Annotated in this window: 16 protein-coding genes; 3 read left to right on the top strand and 13 right to left on the bottom strand. The window is 65.7% G+C overall.

Translation table 11 applies throughout. The features are described from left to right. Positions 1-6: 6 nt before the first annotated feature. Both J7I89_RS03800 and J7I89_RS03795 read right to left on the bottom strand, forming a co-directional pair. Positions 7-264, bottom strand: a complete 258-nt coding sequence (locus tag J7I89_RS03800; RefSeq protein ID WP_214967401.1) for a hypothetical protein — start codon at positions 262-264, stop codon at positions 7-9. Positions 265-324: 60 nt separating this feature from the next. After that, a complete protein-coding gene (locus J7I89_RS03795) occupies positions 325-1,464 on the bottom strand; it encodes a diguanylate cyclase (protein WP_214967399.1) in 1,140 nt (379 codons plus the stop codon). A gap of 157 nt (positions 1,465-1,621) precedes the next feature. Here J7I89_RS03795 and J7I89_RS03790 point away from each other — a divergent pair, with 157 nt between their 5' ends. Next, complete coding sequence (locus tag J7I89_RS03790) at positions 1,622-2,647, top strand: bile acid:sodium symporter family protein (RefSeq protein WP_214967398.1); 1,026 nt, start codon at positions 1,622-1,624, stop codon at positions 2,645-2,647. Positions 2,648-2,680: 33 nt separating this feature from the next. Here J7I89_RS03790 and J7I89_RS03785 read toward each other — a convergent pair whose 3' ends face one another. The 6 genes from J7I89_RS03785 to J7I89_RS03760 form a co-directional block, all read right to left on the bottom strand. Next, positions 2,681-3,286: an NADPH-dependent FMN reductase gene (locus J7I89_RS03785; RefSeq protein WP_214967396.1), complete on the bottom strand. Its 606-nt coding sequence runs from the start codon at positions 3,284-3,286 to the stop codon at positions 2,681-2,683. A gap of 109 nt (positions 3,287-3,395) precedes the next feature. Then, positions 3,396-3,902 carry a flavin reductase family protein gene (locus tag J7I89_RS03780; protein WP_251044875.1) on the bottom strand — a complete coding sequence of 169 codons (507 nt, stop codon included), beginning with the start codon at positions 3,900-3,902 and terminating at the stop codon, positions 3,396-3,398. Next, on the bottom strand, positions 3,886-5,340 hold the full coding sequence (locus J7I89_RS03775) for an LLM class flavin-dependent oxidoreductase (protein ID WP_251044874.1): 1,455 nt from the start codon (positions 5,338-5,340) through the stop codon (positions 3,886-3,888). Before J7I89_RS03775 ends, J7I89_RS03780 begins: the two co-directional genes overlap by 17 nt. A gap of 39 nt (positions 5,341-5,379) precedes the next feature. After that, positions 5,380-6,315, bottom strand: a complete 936-nt coding sequence (locus tag J7I89_RS03770) for an ABC transporter permease (protein ID WP_214967393.1) — start codon at positions 6,313-6,315, stop codon at positions 5,380-5,382. After that, on the bottom strand, positions 6,315-7,223 hold the full coding sequence (locus J7I89_RS03765; RefSeq protein WP_214967391.1) for an ABC transporter ATP-binding protein: 909 nt from the start codon (positions 7,221-7,223) through the stop codon (positions 6,315-6,317). The genes J7I89_RS03770 and J7I89_RS03765 overlap by 1 nt, the downstream gene beginning before the upstream one ends. Before the next feature lie 375 nt (positions 7,224-7,598). Next, positions 7,599-8,303 (bottom strand): LacI family DNA-binding transcriptional regulator, encoded by a 705-nt coding sequence (locus J7I89_RS03760; RefSeq protein ID WP_214967390.1) that lies wholly within the window; start codon positions 8,301-8,303, stop codon positions 7,599-7,601. 438 nt (positions 8,304-8,741) lie between these two features. Between J7I89_RS03760 and J7I89_RS24975 the strand changes: the two genes are divergently transcribed. Further along, positions 8,742-10,211 (top strand): FG-GAP-like repeat-containing protein, encoded by a 1,470-nt coding sequence (locus tag J7I89_RS24975; protein ID WP_308159795.1) that lies wholly within the window; start codon positions 8,742-8,744, stop codon positions 10,209-10,211. A gap of 84 nt (positions 10,212-10,295) precedes the next feature. On the opposite strand, the gene J7I89_RS03750 is transcribed toward J7I89_RS24975, so the two are convergent. The 5 genes from J7I89_RS03750 to J7I89_RS03730 form a co-directional block, all read right to left on the bottom strand. Then, a complete protein-coding gene (locus J7I89_RS03750; protein WP_308159794.1) occupies positions 10,296-11,084 on the bottom strand; it encodes an amino acid ABC transporter ATP-binding protein in 789 nt (262 codons plus the stop codon). Continuing rightward, a complete protein-coding gene (locus J7I89_RS03745) occupies positions 11,081-12,064 on the bottom strand; it encodes an amino acid ABC transporter permease (protein WP_251044873.1) in 984 nt (327 codons plus the stop codon). Before J7I89_RS03745 ends, J7I89_RS03750 begins: the two co-directional genes overlap by 4 nt. Then, positions 12,061-12,990: an ABC transporter substrate-binding protein gene (locus J7I89_RS03740; RefSeq protein ID WP_214967388.1), complete on the bottom strand. Its 930-nt coding sequence runs from the start codon at positions 12,988-12,990 to the stop codon at positions 12,061-12,063. The genes J7I89_RS03745 and J7I89_RS03740 overlap by 4 nt, the downstream gene beginning before the upstream one ends. Before the next feature lie 172 nt (positions 12,991-13,162). Continuing rightward, entirely contained in the window at positions 13,163-13,894 is a 732-nt protein-coding gene (locus J7I89_RS03735; RefSeq protein ID WP_214967387.1) for an SDR family NAD(P)-dependent oxidoreductase, read from the bottom strand. Next, a complete protein-coding gene (locus J7I89_RS03730; protein ID WP_251044872.1) occupies positions 13,891-15,297 on the bottom strand; it encodes a DUF6421 family protein in 1,407 nt (468 codons plus the stop codon). The genes J7I89_RS03735 and J7I89_RS03730 overlap by 4 nt, the downstream gene beginning before the upstream one ends. Before the next feature lie 351 nt (positions 15,298-15,648). On the opposite strand from J7I89_RS03730, the gene J7I89_RS03725 reads away from it, so the two are divergent. Next, a complete protein-coding gene (locus J7I89_RS03725) occupies positions 15,649-16,068 on the top strand; it encodes a MarR family winged helix-turn-helix transcriptional regulator (protein ID WP_214967385.1) in 420 nt (139 codons plus the stop codon). Positions 16,069-16,394: the final 326 nt, after the last annotated feature.

Here is a 16,394-nt window from a genome sequence, read left to right as displayed (position 1 = left end):
GGCGCCTCAGTGATCGGGGTGCAGGCCCTCTTTCAGCCATAGCGTGTCGCCCTCGACTCGATCGAGCTCATCCGACGCAACGTAGGCGTGGCCTGCAAGCAGGCCGGACTTGTCGATCTTTACATAGCCAATCCGCAGCAGCCGCTCGGCGGTGTGATGGGGGAGCCTGGAGGCCTTCACAAAGTCGTCGATCACGGTGCCGACAAGGCCTCCGGTTGCCGGGTCAATCTGGCCGTCCGCGGTCACCGCCTCCGGATCACCCATCTCCAACCGCACTCATCTCCCGCGTGGTAAGCGCCGCAACTGGGGCAAATTGCGGACAGTTCAGCCCTGGACGGTGCGGTTGCGCCCCTGCGATTTTGCTTCGTACAGTGCTACGTCGGCGGCAGCGATCAGCTCGTCCAAGTCTTCCGTTTCTGCCGTGAATTTGGAGAGACCGTAGCTGACAGTCGGCATCCTGAGCACCTCCGGTATGACGTGCTGGGCCAGCCTTCGGCTGATCTCCATGGTGATGGCCTCGGCGCGGCGCGGACCAACCCCCGGAATCATGAGTATGAACTCCTCCCCGCCGTATCTCCCCACAAGATCCGTGGAGCGGACCGTCTCCGTGCAGGCATCCGCGAATGCCTGCAGGGCAAGGTCGCCGGCGGCGTGTCCGAACGTGTCATTCACTGTCTTGAAGTGGTCCAGATCGGCAATGATCAGCGTTCCGCAGTTCCCGGACTGCCGGCAGCGGTCCAGCTCTGCCGCCGCCAGCTCAATGAACGCGCTGCGGTTGAGGAGGCCGGTCAGGCCGTCCTGCCGGGCCACGGTCCGGAGTGCCCGCGTCTGCTGCTCCGTGCTGAGTTCGGCCATGCTGAAAGAGCCGACCACGAGGAACACCATGGTAACCAGCGTGGTCACGGAGGATCCGAAGTATGTGACAAAGGTGGGACCCGCCGGCCCCTCCGCGATGAAGGCGACCAGACGGCCCACGTAGAAGGCCGCGACGCATCCGGCGGCTACGGCCGTTGGTATCCGGACCCGGGAGTAGCCGGGCTCCAGCTGCCACAGCTCGCGGGAAGCCAGGCCAATAAAGAGGCACATGGAGGCCAGGAATACGGCACCCCCGGCCCAGGTATTGGATGCCGGATTATCCAGGGCAGCAGCAATTCCCGCGATGACCGGCACAGCGATGGAGAGCCAGACGTTGCATTTGAGCATCCGCAGAGATCGTGCAGCGGCCCATACGCTTGCCACCCCCGAAATGAGCAGGACGTTTCCCAGCGGGTTGGCCCACACCTGGTGGGGCGTGCCGTCGAGAAGGAAGCATGCCGAGCCCGCGAGGAACAGCAGCAGGGCCACACACCACCAGCCACTGTACGCGGAACGGGTGCTGCGGAACGCGGAGAAGTAGAACAGTGCGCCCATGACCAAAGCCATCAAGGCGAAGGCAACGCGGAGTGTTGCCGTGTCTAGGATCATTTGCGCCCCCTGCATCGCGGTCCGGTGCAAGACTCAGTATCGCACCCGAAATGCGCCAACGATTAGTCTCGCGTGGACCGATTCTGTGCGGCTGACACATTTGTCTGACATCAGTCACGAATTGGTTGGGGCCGCTCCTGGGTGCCAGCATTATTGAATGCTTGAGGCAACAAAGACCCCCGAAACTGCTCCGTTGGCCATGGCGGCCGACGTCGAGCCCCTGAACCCGGCTCTCGCGGCGGAGGCCAAGGTGGCGCGTGTTGCCGTGACCGTGTTCCCGCTGCTGGTGCTGGTTGCCGGCGTGGCCGGATTCCTGCTCCCCGGCGCCTTCCAGCCCCTCGGCCCCGCCGTTCCGTACCTGCTGGGCATCATCATGTTCTGCATGGGACTGACGCTGACGCCTCCCGATTTCGCTGCTGTTGCCCGGAGGCCGTGGGCCGTGGTCCTGGGCATCGTTGCCCACTACGTGATCATGCCCGGGGCGGGATGGCTGATCGCCCACATCCTTCAGCTTGAGCCGGCCCTGGCTGTGGGCCTGATCCTCGTGGGCTGCGCCCCGTCCGGCACCGCCTCCAACGTCATGGCCTTCCTGGCCAAGGGTGATGTGGCCCTGTCCGTGGCCGTGGCAAGCGTGTCAACACTGATCGCCCCGATCGTCACGCCTATTCTGGTGCTCTTCCTCGCCGGATCCTTCCTGAGCATCGACGCCGGCGCCATGGTTCTGGACATCGTCAAGACCGTGCTCGTACCCGTCATTGCCGGGCTGATGGCACGCCTCTTCCTCAAGAACCTCGTCGCAAAGGCGCTCCCGGCGCTGCCCTGGGCATCCGCCGTCGTCATCTCCCTCATCGTGGCGGTAGTGGTGGCGGGAAGTGCCGGCAGGATCGTGGCAGCCGGCGGCATCGTGTTCCTGGCCGTTGTGCTGCACAACGGCTTCGGCCTTGGACTCGGGTACCTGGCCGGCAAGCTGGGCCGCCTGGACGACAAGGCACGCAGGGCTCTGGCGTTCGAGGTGGGCATGCAGAACTCGGGGCTGGCGGCGACACTCGCCACCGCGCACTTCACCCCGCTGGCCGCACTTCCGTCCGCCGTATTCTCGCTGTGGCACAACATTTCCGGTGCCATCGTGGCCGCCTGGCTGGCCCGGAAGCCCCTGCAGGACTCCACGCCCAGCGGCTCCTGACGCCGCCGCCGGGGCGCGCGGCGGACGAGGGTCCTAAGCGGAAGCCGCTAGATGACCGCGGTTCTGCGTGTTCTTCCCGGCCGGCGGCCGCAGCACCTTTAGCGCCCCCGCCCACGCAATGACCTGATCGAACACCGTGACCAGGCTCTTCTCCGCCGCGGCGGACGGCGTGAAGGTCCGGTAGTGCTCGAATTCCGTGGACAGCGGCAGCGCAACCTGGGCGCGGACATCGGCCATTTGCAGCTCGGCCGCCACGCCGCGCAGGTGCTCCACGGCGCGGATGCCGCCCGCGCTGCCGTAGCTGACGAAAGCCGCCGCCTTGTTGTTCCACTCTGCGTAGAGGTAATCCAGCGCGTTCTTCAGCGCGCCCGGAACCGAGTGGTTGTACTCGCCCGTCACGAAGACGAAGCCGTCAAAACCGGCCACCGCTTCCGCCCAGGCCCTGGTGTGACCCTGCTCGTGCCTGCCCAGCGACGGCGGCAGCGGCTCATCCAGCAGCGGGAGGTCAAAGTCGGCGACGTCGAGGAGCTCGAACTGGGCGTCGGTGCGCTCGGCAGAGCGCTTCAGCACCCAGTCGGCCACCGCCTTTCCCAGCCGGCCGGGCCGGGTGCTTCCCAGTACGATCGCAATCCTTGTCATGACAGGCCTCTCTCGGCGCGACCTTGCTTTACCACTATGTATTAACAACAGGACACCGCCCGTTCTTCCCTGGAAGGCTCGGCTGAAGGCCCGTGCGCGGCCGGCTCAGCTACGCGTAACTGGGCACCTGCAGGCTCCGGAATTCGGACCCCTGGAAAATGAGCGGATCGCTGCTGCTGTCCCGGACCGAGTATCCGTGGACCCTGAGCAGGACCACCGCGTGGTCGCCGGCGGGGACTTCCGTCTCCACCGAGCAGTCCAGCCAGAGCCCGGCGTCGCTGAGGAAGAGCGCGCCATGTGCCGTGGTAGTGAGCCCGATGCCGGCAAAACGGTCCGCCGATTTCGAGGCGATCTGCCGGCAGGCGTCCGCCTGTCCCGCGGCCAGGACGGAGACGCCGATCCGGCCGCCCGCCCGGATCAGCGGCCACGTCCGGGAGCTTTTCTGCACCGCGAACATCGCCAGTGGCGGGTCCAGCGAGACCCCGACGGTGAAGGTCGACGCCACGATCCCCTGCGGAGCTCCGTCCACGAGCGTGCACAGCGCCGCGACGCCGGAAGGGACGTGGCCGAAGGCTTCGCGGAGGGAGGCCGGGTCTAAATCACGGTTCAGAAACAACGAGTTCTCTTTTCGTCGGCGCGGTCGGCGCGGTCGGTTCGGAAGAGTCGGAGGTGCCGGTGCCGCCGTCGGAGGTGCCGCCGTCGGCATAAACGCTGGCGGGCCGGGGCAGTCCGTAGTGCTCCCGCAGGGTGCTGCCCGTGTATTCGCGCCGGAACAGTCCCCGGGCCCGCAGGATCGGGATGACGTGGTCCACGAACGCGTCAAGTCCTGACGGAAGCACGGGCGGCATGATGTTGAACCCGTCCGCCGCGCCGTTCTCGAACCAGCCCTGGATCGCGTCCGCCACCTGCCCCGGGGTGCCGGAGAAGGTGCGGTGGCCGCGGCCGCCGCCCAGCCTGCCGATGAGCTGGCGGACGGTCAGCCGCTCCCGCCGGGCGAGCTCCACGATCAGCGTGTACCTGCTCTTGGCGCCCTCGATCTCGTCCTCCGACGGGAGGTCCTCCGGCAGCTGCCCATCCAGCGGGAGCGATTCGGGCGACACCCTCAGGATGCCCGCCAGCTGCTTCCGTGCGTGTTCCGGGTGGATCAGCTCGTCGAGTTCGCGTTCCAGGCGGCGCGCTTCCTGCTCGGTGGAGCCGATGATCGGAACGATGCCGGGCAGGATCTTGATGTGGTCCGGGTTCCGTCCGACGCCGGCTGTCTTCCGCTTCAGGTCCGCGTAGAACCGCTGGGCCTCCGCGAGGGTCTGCTGCGCGGTGAACACGGCTTCGGCGTAGCGGGCAGCGAAGTCCTTGCCGTCCTCGGAGGAGCCTGCCTGCACAATCACCGGATGGCCCTGCGGCGGCCGCCGCACGTCCAGCGGCCCCTGGATCCGGAAGTACCGGCCCGTGTGGTTGACGGCGTGCACCCGGGAACTGTCCGCCCAGACGCCGGCGGCCTTATCCCCCACCGGAGCCCCGTCTTCCCAGCTGTCCCAGAGCTTCCGGGAGGCGTCCAGGAACTCGGCGGCCCGCTCGTAACGGCGCCAGTGTGCGGGCTGGTCATCCAGCGAAAAGTTCCGCGCCGCGGCTTCGCCGGCGGTGGTCACCACGTTCCAGCCTGCCCTGCCGCCGCTGATGTGGTCCAGCGTGGCGAAGCGCCGGGCGAGGTTGTAGGGATCGTTGTAGGTGGTGGACGCCGTGGCGATCAGCCCGATCCGTTTGGTGACGGCGGCGATGGCGCTCAGCAAGAGCGTGGGTTCCAGCGTGCCGTAGGGGCGTTGGCGCACGTCGCCGTGCAGCACCGGTGAGTCCGCGAAGAAGATCGAATCGAAGGTTCCCCGTTCAGCCGTGCGGGCGAGCCGCTGGAAGTGGGCCACCTGGGTCCCTGCAAAGCTGTCGCTTTCCGCCAGCCGCCACGAGGCTTCGTGGTGTCCGGTGCTCATGAGGAAGGCGTTCAGATGCAGTTGGCGTTCGCCGCCGGCCGCTTCGCGCTTGGTTTGTGTACGTTCTGGCATGACGTTCCTTCGTGTTCAGGGGCGGGTATGGGGGGCCGCTCAGGCGGCCTGGGATCCGACGGCGGTCCGCCAGCGGGAGAAATGGCGTTCGACGGCGACCAGCAGGTAGTTGACCAGCAGGCCGAGCAGCGAAACAGTCAGGATCCCCGCGTACATGTCCGGGATCAGGAAACTCATTTGCGAATTCACGATCAGATAGCCCAGGCCGGCCTTGGCTCCCACCATTTCCGCGGCAATCAGGACCAGGATCGAGGAGGTCCCCGCCATCCGGATGCCCGTGAAGATGGTGGGCACGGCCGAGGGCAGGATGACCTTCTGGAACAGCTGGAAGTTCGACAACCCCAGTGAGCGGGCGGCCCGGATCAGCAGCGGGTCGACGGTCCGGACGCCGGCGATGGTGTTCAGCAGGACGGGGAAGAATGCGGCGTAGGCCACGATGCTGATCTTGGATGTTTCGCCGATGCCCAGGAGCAGCGTGAATACGGGCAGCAGCGCGAGCGCCGCGGTGTTCCGGAACACTTCCAGGAGCGGATTCAGGAAGCGGTCCAGGGACCGGTACCACGCCACCAGCAGGCCGAGGGCGACGGCGGACACCACGGCGATGCCGAAGCCGCTGGCCGAGCGGGTCAGGCTGGCCGCCAGGTGGTTCTGCAGCTGGCCGTTCTCGATCAGTGTTCCCAGTGCCTGGAGCACCTCGTGCAGGGGCGGAAGAAAAACGCGCGTTGACGCCGGCGCGAGGTACGTCGGGCCCAGTTCCCACAGCAGCAGGAACAGGAGGATGGCGCCCGTGCCCCAGACGGCGCGCCCCGCCGTCAGCGCGGCCAGGCGGAACCGTGACGGTCCGGCGTGGCCGGCATGAGGCGCGTGGGCCTGCGCCGGAGTCGCGGCCGCCGTTGCAGGGGCGTCCGTTGCAGAACCGTCCTGGGCGGGACTGTCCGGGGTGTTCGTGTCTTTGGTCAGTGTTGGCGTGCTCATCAGGCTGCCTTTCCGGTGGGGATGGTCCGTGCTTCGTCCGGTGCCGAGCCGTCCGGCTGGATCTTGGCGTGCCCGGCTTCCTGGGCCCGGCGCACCTCGTCGTGAAGAAGCGACCAGACCTTGTGCCGGTGTTCCACGAATGCCGAGTTCGAGCGGACGTCCTCGTCCCCGGACCTGTCGCCCAGATCGATGTCCACGATCTGCTTGAGCCGGCCGGGCCGGGAACTGAGCACCGCCACCCGCTGGCCCAGGTACACGGCTTCGTCAATGCCGTGGGTGATGAAGATGATGGTCTTCCCGGTGGTGGCCCAGATGCGCAGCAGTTCCTCCTGGAGCTGCTCACGGGTCTGGGCATCCAAGGCCGCGAACGGTTCGTCCATCAGGAGGACGTCAGGTTCGTAGGCCAGGCTGCGGGCTATGGCGACCCGCTGCTTCATTCCGCCGGACAGCTCATGCGGGTAGCGGTCCTCAAAGCCGCCGAGTCCCACGAGATCGAGATACTCGCGCGCCTTCTCGGCACGTTCCTTGCGGTTGAAGCGCTTCCCGTCGCTGCCGGCCCCTTCGAGGCCGAAGGAGACGTTCGCCGCCGCGGTTCGCCAGGGGAACAGCGCGTACTGCTGGAAGACGACGGCGCGGTCCCGGCCCGGTCCGGTGACTTCCCTGCCGTCCACGAGTACTTTGCCGGTGTCCGGTTTCGTCAGCCCGGCCAGCAGGTCGAGGAGCGTGGTCTTGCCGGAGCCGCTGGGCCCGACGAGCGTGATGAACTCACGGGCGGAGACGTCCAGGGAGATGCCGTCGAGGGCTGTCAGGACGGACCCTTCGGGGTTCTCCCTGGTGGGCCGGACGGTGAACTTCTTGGTGATGTTCTGGAGGCTGATTTTCGGGGTGGGGCCGGTACCGGAGGTCATGCTGTGCTTCCCTTCAGCAGGTCGTTGGATTCGTTGTGTCCACCATCAGAACAGAGATGAGTCCGGGCCTGAAGGGCACGGTCATGAGGGGCAACGGGACGTAACCTGCTGCCCCCGGTCGGCGTTCCGGCGGCCCGCCTAGGCCGACGGACACACGGTGAAACAGTGCGTAGAACGGCGACGCACGGGGACATCTCCCGCGGTGTTTCCGATGCTGCCCGTGCCGCGGGCAGCTCAATGTGACGCCGGGGCTACTCGCCGCTACGGCATGTGACAGCGACCGTCACAGTGGGTGTCATGCGCAGGCGCAAGGGAAGGGCGCGGCGGAGCGCCGAATGTTACGCCAGCCAGGTCGCCGGAAGGCGGGTGCCGCAACTACGCCCGGGCGACCTGCTGCGGGAACAGTCCGACGGCGGACGGCACCGCCCGGTGCACGTCAAGGGTTGCGCCCCGCAGCGTCAGTTTCCGCGGCACGGCCACCCGGACTCCGGCCGGCGGCGTACGCCCGTCCAGCCGGTCCACCAACATGGAGACGGCCCGTTCCGACAGGTGCTGCGAACCCCCTGCTGAAGGCTCCGGATGGCCGGCGGAGGGCACCAGGACGTCAAAGCCTGCCGGGTGCATGGTTCCCGAGATGACCACCTGCGCCACTCCGCGCCTGGCGAGTTCGGTGATGGTGCCGTCCTCGGCGGCGGCGTGCGGGGCCACGCCCACAATGACGCCGTCCGCACCGCCGGACAGCATGAACTGCCGCCACGACTGGCCCAGCAGGATGACCGGCTGATAGCCGTGGCGCGGCAGGATGGAAGCGGCCGCCGTGGCAAGCGCGCGGTCCGGCGGCCACTCAAGATCGCCGACGGCGATGGCCACGAGGTCCGTCCGTCCGCGGCGCATTCCGCGGGCCGCCTGGTTGGGTACGTAGCCGAGGTCCCCGACGGCGGCCAGCACGCGCTCCTGGGTTGCCTGGCTGATGCGGGTTGTGCCGCCGCTCCTGCCGGACAGCACGTAGGAAACGGTGGTCAGGGAGACTCCCGCCCTTTCGGCAACATCGCGAATGGTGGGGTTGGATACGCTCCTCACTGCTTACTCCTGTCACTCTCGCCGCTGAGCGGCGCCGGCATTTACGTGCCGATTTGATGGAACGTGGTGGCCACCTTCGTGGCTGCGGCGGAATCGCTCGCCGCGGCGACCGGCGGCGCGATCAGGAGAAGACGCTTCATCCCAGGTGCCTGCCGGGCAGGCGGCCCTGTAGTTCGATGTGCCTTCGTGTCTCCACGCATTCCTCCAAGTTCCTGGCAGCTCCCAATACACCGGAAGTGGAACAAGGCCATCGTGCGCCGGCCGACTTCTGAAAACCTTGGGGAAGGCACCCATCAACGCGAGTTCCCACCCTGAATGGGTGGTTTACTCATGGGTATCCGCAACTGCGGGTCAGGCTGCGCGGCGCTGCTGCGCGTTTATTTGGGGGATAAATTGAGGCTTTTTTCGGCGAACCGTCCGTCCGGATTGCGGCCCCTGGTGGTTTCAGTCCTGGTCCTGCTTCTGGCCCTGGGGACTGTTCCTCCGGCGGACGCCGCCGCCCAGGTCTACAACGCCTGCGCACGGCTCTCGGCAGGGCAGGTGCAGTTCAACACCTACGGGGCCGCACGGGTCACCTTCGCCACGGCCCCGGACCGGAACCAGACGCGGGTGGTCATCACGGGCTGCGTGAAATCAGGGGCCGGCTACACAACCGAATGGCAGACCACCGGCTTCGCGGGTAGCCGGGGGTTCTCCGCGCCGGGCCAGGCCTGGGAGGACACTTACCGCTCCCCTACCGGATCGTTCACTGTCACAGAGGCCCTGGGCCGGAGGAATCCAGGCACGGCGCTCAGGTACCGCGCCATCAACCGGTCTTCCCGGTGGGGAGGCGAGCGCGGAGCCACCTACAACCAGTACTTTGAGGGCCGCGGCGGGCCTGCGGACGAGAACCTGTGGACGTACATGAACCAGGGCTACTACGAGCAGGCCGCCGTCATTAATTACAACCGTCTTCCGGATGCCTCCACGGTCCAGGGCGCGTCGTACGCCATCTTCCTCCACGCCGGAAACGTCCCGTCGGCAGGCTGCATCTCCACCACGCTCTCCACGGTGACCAGGTTCCTGCGGACCAGCAGGCCGGGAGACCGCATCGTCATGGGCGCCGTGGGCGACGTGTTCAGATCGGCTTCACGGACGGGCCCTGCGGATACCGCAGGAAAATCCCTTGCGTCGATCCACAGCAGTTCAGATGCCCTGGTTGTGGCCTCGGACGGAACACTGTGGAACTACCCGGCCCTCGGCAACGGCGGCCTTGGCCAGCGCGCCGCAATCGGCAAGGGATGGGGAACTGCCCGCTCCGTGTCCAAAGTGGACTGGAACCGGGACGGCATGCTGGACCTGCTGGCCCAGTGGCCCAACGGCACGCTGACCGTCCACCCTGGCCGGTCTGCAGGAGGCTTCGGTGCCGCCTTCACGGCCGGAACCGCCGGGTGGCAGCAGATGTCCATCACGGCCGGCACGTGGGACACCTCGCGGCGGTACCCGGGCGTTTTGGCACGGGACGCCGCGGGGAAGCTCTGGCACTATGACAACCCTGCCGGGCGGGGGCTGGCGGGCCGCCGCCTCGTGGGCAGCGGGTGGGCAACCCTGACAAACGTCACCATTGCGGACTGGGACAACAACGGGATTCCGGACCTGTTGGCACCGGGCCGGGACGGTGTCCTGCGCCTCTACCGCCAGGACGGCCGGGGCAACTTCCGCAGCGAAGCCCGCCCGCAGATCGGCACCGGCTGGGGTGGTGCCCGCGCCATCACGGCCAGCTCCAGCTTTCAGGGTGCAGGCACCCGGGGGCTGGCTGTCCTGTTCCATGACGGCAACGTGCGGTATTTCCCGCTGGGCCAGGGAAAGTGGGGCGCACCCAGCAACATCGGGACGGGCTGGGGCGGATTCCGCACGTTCGTCCGCTGAGGCCGCTCGTCATTTCCTTGCTGGCCAGTTGGTGCGGGGCCGTGGGAAGACTGCCGCACCAACTGACCGTCCGAGGCGGGTCCGTTAGAGAACCTTGGAGAGGAACTCCTGGGTGCGGGCGTGCTGCGGGTTGCCGATGACTTCGCGCGGGTCACCGCTTTCCACGACGACACCGCCGTCCATGAAGGTCAGCGTGTCGCCTACCTCGCGGGCAAAGCCGATCTCGTGGGTCACCACGATCATGGTCATGCCGGACTTGGCCAGGTCCTTCATCACGCTGAGCACGTCGCCCACCAGTTCCGGGTCCAGGGCCGAGGTCGGCTCGTCAAAGAGCATCAGCTCCGGCTCCATCGCCAGAGCCCGGGCGATGGCCACGCGCTGCTGCTGCCCACCGGAGAGCTGGGCCGGATAGTGCCCGGCCCGGTCGGCAAGGCCGACGCGGTCCAGCAGCTCCAGGGCCTTCGCACGGGCGGCGGCCTTGGACTGCTTCTTGACCTGGATGGGGGCCTCGATGATGTTCTGCACGGCGGTTTTGTGCGGGAACAGGTTGAAGCGTTGGAAGACCATGCCGATTTCACGGCGCTGGGCGGCAATCTCCCTGCCGCTCAGGTCGTGCAGCCTGCCGCCGGCTTCCCGGTAGCCGATGAGCTCGTCGCGGACGTAGATTCTGCCAGCACTGATGGATTCCATGAGGTTCACACAGCGCAGCAGGGTGGACTTTCCGGAGCCGGAGGGACCGATGATCACGGAGACCTCGCCCTCCTTGACATTCATGTCAATCCCGCGGAGCACATGGTGTTCGCCAAAATACTTGTGGACGCCTTCAATGCGGACCAAGGCTTCCTTCGTCCTCACCTCGTGGGTAAGTGTCACAGTTCCTCACCTTCTTCCTTGCGTGCGTGGGCTCCCTTGGCTGCGCGTGCGGCGGCCGCGGTCTGGCTGGCCTTCACCGGGGCTTGGACCAGGTTGTCCACGCCCTTGCCGAAGTGCCTCTCAATGTAGAACTGGCCCACCATCAGCAGGCTGGTGATCACCAGGTACCAGAAGGCCGCCACGATCAGAAGCGGAATCGGCAGGTAGGTGCGGTTCGCGATTCCATTCGTCGCGAAAGTCAGGTCCAGGGTGAAGGGCACCGCCAGGACCAGCGAGGTGGTCTTCAGCATGCCGATGGTCTCATTTCCGGTCGGTGGCACGATCACGCGCATGGCCTGCGGAAGAATGATCCGCCACATGATCTTGGATTTGCGCATGCCCAGCGCCTCGGCGGCTTCCATCTGGCCCCCGTCCACGGACTTCAGGCCGGCCCTGAAGATTTCGGCCAGGTAGGCGGACTCATTCAGCCCCAGGCCCAGGACGGCGGCGAACCCGGCAGTGACCAGGTCCTGCGTGCTGAAGTGGAACAGTTCCGGACCGAAGGGAACGCCCACGGAGATCTTCGGGTAGAGGACGGAGACCAGGCCCCACAAGACCAACTGCGTGTAGACGGGGGTCCCGCGGAAGAACCAGACCCAGAACCAGCTGACATAGCGGAACAGGGGGTTGTCCGATTGCCGCATGAAAGCCAGCAGAATTGCCAGTGAAACGGCAAGGACCATGGAGAGGACCGTCAGCAGCAGGGTCCATCCGATGCCCTGGATCACCAGCACGTCCATGATGTAGGTGCCCACAATGTCCCAGCGGAAATTGGGATTGGTCACCAGGCTCTGGCACAGCTGGGCAAGAAACAGAAAGAGGACGACGGCGCCCAACCAGCGCCCGGGGTGCCGGACCGGAACGGCGTTGATCAGTTCCGGCGCGGGGGCTGCATGCCCGCTCCGGTCCGTGGCGGGGAGGTCAGGTGCCTGGATGCTCAACTTGTCACCGCCGGATTCACTTCAGACTTGGTGACGGCTCCGGCGGAGTTGTTCCATCCATCAAGGATCTTCTTGTAGGTGCCGTCGCTGATCAGTTTGTTCATGACTTTGCTCATGACTTCGGCCAGGGCTGGGTCGCCCTTGGCCACGGCGATGCCTTGCGGTGCGGCGTCGTAAACATCGCCCAAGACTTCCAGCTTCCCGCCGGTCTGGGAGAGAGCGTAGCCGATGATGGGCGAATCGGCGGACATGGCGTCGATGCTGCCGTTCACCAGCCGGGTGGTCACGTCCGTCTGGGTCTTCAGGGTGACAATGTTGATGGCTGGCTTGCCCGCATCCGCGCACGCCTTGGAGCGGCCGGACACGTCAGGGTCTTCCTGGGTGGTGCCGGTCTGCACGCCCACGGTCTTGCCGCAGATGTCATCGACGCTGAAATTCTTGGGGTTGCCCTTCTGGACGGCCCACAAGGTGCCGGCGTTGAAGTAGCTGACCATGTTGACGGCCTTCAGGCGCTCCGAGTTGATCGTGAAGGAGGAGATTCCCAGATCGTACTTGGAGCCGAGCGCAGGCAGGATCCCGGTGAATTCCGAGGTCTGGACCTTGACTTTGAGGCCGAGGGTCGCGCCGATGGCCTTCGCGAAATCCACGTTGTAGCCCACCGGTGTCTGGCCGTCGGAGCCGCCAAGGGATTCGGCAGGCGCATACGAGGTGTCGGCGCCCACGGTGATGGTGCCCTTACTCCTGATGGCGTCGGGGACGCTTGCGGCGAGGGCATCATCCCTGGCCACGGATGCGGGATCGAAGCCGGTGGAATCGGGGGCGGTTCCACCGGCGGTCTGGGACGCATTGGTGCAGCCGGTCAGTGCGAGAAGGCCGACGGCGAGAATTGCCAGCGCCGTTGACCTCTTGGACGAAGAAATCATCATTGATTACCTTTTGCTCGGGGTGGTCCCACGAAAGGGGATCCAGACGCGCAGCCACACAGCATGTGCGTGGCGAGACGCATTGTTTTTCTATTGGTCAACTGCCTGCGCCGCGGCCACGCTGGTTCTTGCAGCAGCGTGCGGCGCAGGTCTCACTTTCGGGACAGACGGCGGATCAGCCCAGTGGCAAACGCGAACCGTTGAGGTCGGCGGCGGACCCGCTGAACAGTGCGGCCGACGCTGCCCCTAGATCCTTCACATCGGTGAATCCCGGGAATTTCCGCTCGGGCTGGGAGGCCCTCATCCTGTCATCGACGAGCGCCTTGACAACGAAAACGACGGCGGCCGATCGCTGCGGCTGCGGGTCGCCGTTGCTGGCCGATTGCGAGCTGCGGAAGCCGTCGGCAATCGCCAGGGTCCAGGCCTCGGAAGCGGCCTTGATCGCTGCATACGCGGCACCACCCGCTGACGGGTTGGCGGCCGCCTGGGCTGAGACTATGGCCAGCCGGCCAGCCGGGGACTTTTCAAGGTCATCGTAGAAGGCGCGGCTGGTGTTCCGCAGCGTCGTCAGGACGCTCGTGTGCAGAAAGTCCCAATCCTCGTCGTTCTGGCCCGCTATGCCGTCGCCGCCGCGCCAGCCGCCCACCAGGTGGATCAGGCCGTCGAGTGGTCCAAGGTCACTGCGGACGGAAGACGCCAGCTCCCGTACGGCCGCTGGCTCTGCAAGGTTGCAGGTGTAGCCGGTGACGTTCGGACGGGATTGCGCGAGGTTTTGCACGCGTTCGGTGTCCAGATCAACGGCTGCGACGCGGAAACCGGCATCGCAGAGGGCAGACACGACGGCCGTCCCGGCTTCACTGGTGGAACCCGCCACCATGACCGTCCGGGGTCCGCCCAGCGCCGTCATGCCGCGTCCTTGTCAGCGCTGGCGCCGATGGACCCGCCAGTGATTCCGGCCGTTGAGTCGATGACGGTCCTCATCTTCTTATCGAGTGCTTCATAGAACATCGAGAGCGGGAACTCGTCATCGAGCACCTGATCCGTCAGGCCCCGTGGAGGGCCGTCAAGGGGCAGCGCGTCCGGCCCTTTGGCCCAGACGGATGCGGGGTTAGGGGTGACTGTCCCGCTGATGAGCTCATAGGCGGCAAGCCAGTGGGCGGTTTTCGGGCGGTCGATGGAACGCCAGTACAGCTCCTCGATCCGCTTGCCCAGTTCGATGACGACGTCGGGCACGTCCGCCCAGTCGATTGAGAGTGCCGAGTCCGTCCAGTGAAGCACCTTGTGCTGGTGCATCCAGGCGAAGAGGAGCTGCCCGCCCAGGCCGTCGTAATTACGGACCCGAGTCCCGGTCATCGCAAACCGGAAGATCCTGTCGAAAATGACGGCGTACTGCACGAGTTTGGCGTGGCTGCGCGCCTCCGGCGACGCACTTTCATCCCGCTCAATGCGTACGGATTCGCGGAATGCCGTCAGATCGCACCGCAGCTCTTCCAGGGTGTAGAGGAAGTACGGCATCCGCTGCTTGATCATGAACGGATCAAACGGCAGGTCGCCGCGCATGTGCGTCCTGTCGTGGATCAGATCCCACATCACAAAGGTTTCCAGGGCAAGCTGAGGGTCTTCGAGGAGCCGCCGCGCGTCGTCCGGAAGCGTGAGGGAGGTGGTCTCGCTCGCCGCAGCCACCACCCGCCGGAACCTCTCAGCCTCGCGGTCGGCGAAAATACCGCCCCATGTGAACGCCGGGGTTTCCCGAACGGCCACACTTTCGGGAAACAACACGGCCGAATTCGTGTCATAGCCCGGTGTGAAGTCGATGAAGCGGATGGGCACGAAAAGCTGGTTCGAGTATTCTCCGCTTTCGAGTTCCGCAACGAACTCCGGCCACGCCACTTCGAAGAGAACGGCCTCCACGAAGCGGTTTGCACTGCCGTTCTGCGTGTACATCGGGAAAACCACAAGGTGCGGCAGCCCGTCGATGCGGTGCTGCTGCGGCTGGAAAGCGAGCAGCGAATCCAGGAAATCAGGTACCCCAAAGGAGGAACCAGCCCACTGCCCGAAGTCCGCTTCAAGCAAGGCCAGATACTCCGCATCGTGCGGGAACGAGGGGGCCAGTTCCCGGATCGAAGCCGTGATCGAGTCGACGGCGAGCTGTGCGCGGTCGTGGTCCGCCGGATCGGGTATGGAGCCGTCCTGGACCTGGATCTGCTGCAGATCCCCGGCGGCTCGCTTCAGTGCGATCCACGCGTTACTTGAGGCCAGCACGTGCCCCGCTGGGGACTGAAGTTCTTTTTGAGCGGTTGTTGCAGACATTGCTACGGCGTCCTTCCTTCTCTGTGACGCGCATAACACTAATGAACGCAAAGGGCTCCTTGCCTCAAAAACGGTCAAGCATAAGACGCTCTTAGGCTAACCCGTCGAAATAGCGCCTGTGGCTAAGAACTCCCCCGCTACGGTCGCAACGGTTTGGAAGTTGACGTCAGCATGTGTTCCAGCACCCTCGAACTGGGACGGTCACAGGCGAACACTCCCCGCTAAGCAAAATTGTCAGTTTCCGAAGTTGCAGTTCGACACGCAGGATGCCCGCGACGCTCATCTGAAGGAGTGACCGGCCTGGGGCGGGCATATCTTGCCCAAGGGGGAGGCCCCTGCCACCATGGCATGGTGAATAGGCCTATCGGATACTGGGTCAAGCGGCTGGATGCGGCGCTGGAGACACACCTTGATTCCACCCTCGCGCGCCTCCATCTGAGCAGAAGACAGTGGCAGGTCCTCAATACGTTGAGCTCTGGCCCCATCACACCCGTCGAACTGGCGGACGTCCTACGCCCTTTCAGCGCAGCCAACGGCGGTGCCGCGCAGGAGAGGGACATGGCCGCGCTGGTTCGGAGGGAGCTTGTGTTCCTGCTGGATGGCCGCCTCACCCTCACCAACGACGGCTGGGCCCTGCACACCGAGGCGTCCAGGATCGTCGACGCCAGCCGCCATGAGCTAACGGAAGGCATCGGAGTGGATGAGTATGCCATGGCCGTGAGCGTCCTCGAACGCATGAGCAAAAATGCGGAACGGCTGGCCCCGCATTAAATAGGAAAACCCCTTTAGGCACACTGGCATACTGACGCCATGGCTGTCCGAGTGACCGGGGGTGGAATGGCGCTACGGTACTGCGCCGTCGTCGAAACGACGGACCAGTGCAGCGCGGGCCATCCCCCATAGCAGATGCAGGCTTAGCCATTCTGGCCGCAGTTTTCCAAAGTCCATTGGTCCGCATCGGCGGGCGCAATCGCAGCCATTGTTCTCTGCAAAGACACGCCTCCCAAAACAGGGGCTATCCGGGCTCCCTGAACGACTTGCGGTTCGTCACTGCGCCCTCTGCCGCGAAGTGATCCGTTGGCGGTCGAACCAACGTC

It is taken from the genome of Arthrobacter sp. ISL-5, assembly GCF_018613835.1.
Classification (GTDB): Bacteria; Actinomycetota; Actinomycetes; order Actinomycetales; family Micrococcaceae; genus Arthrobacter.
The sequence above is the reverse complement of the archived record's forward strand: the minus strand, read 5'-3'. Positions and strand labels throughout refer to the sequence as shown.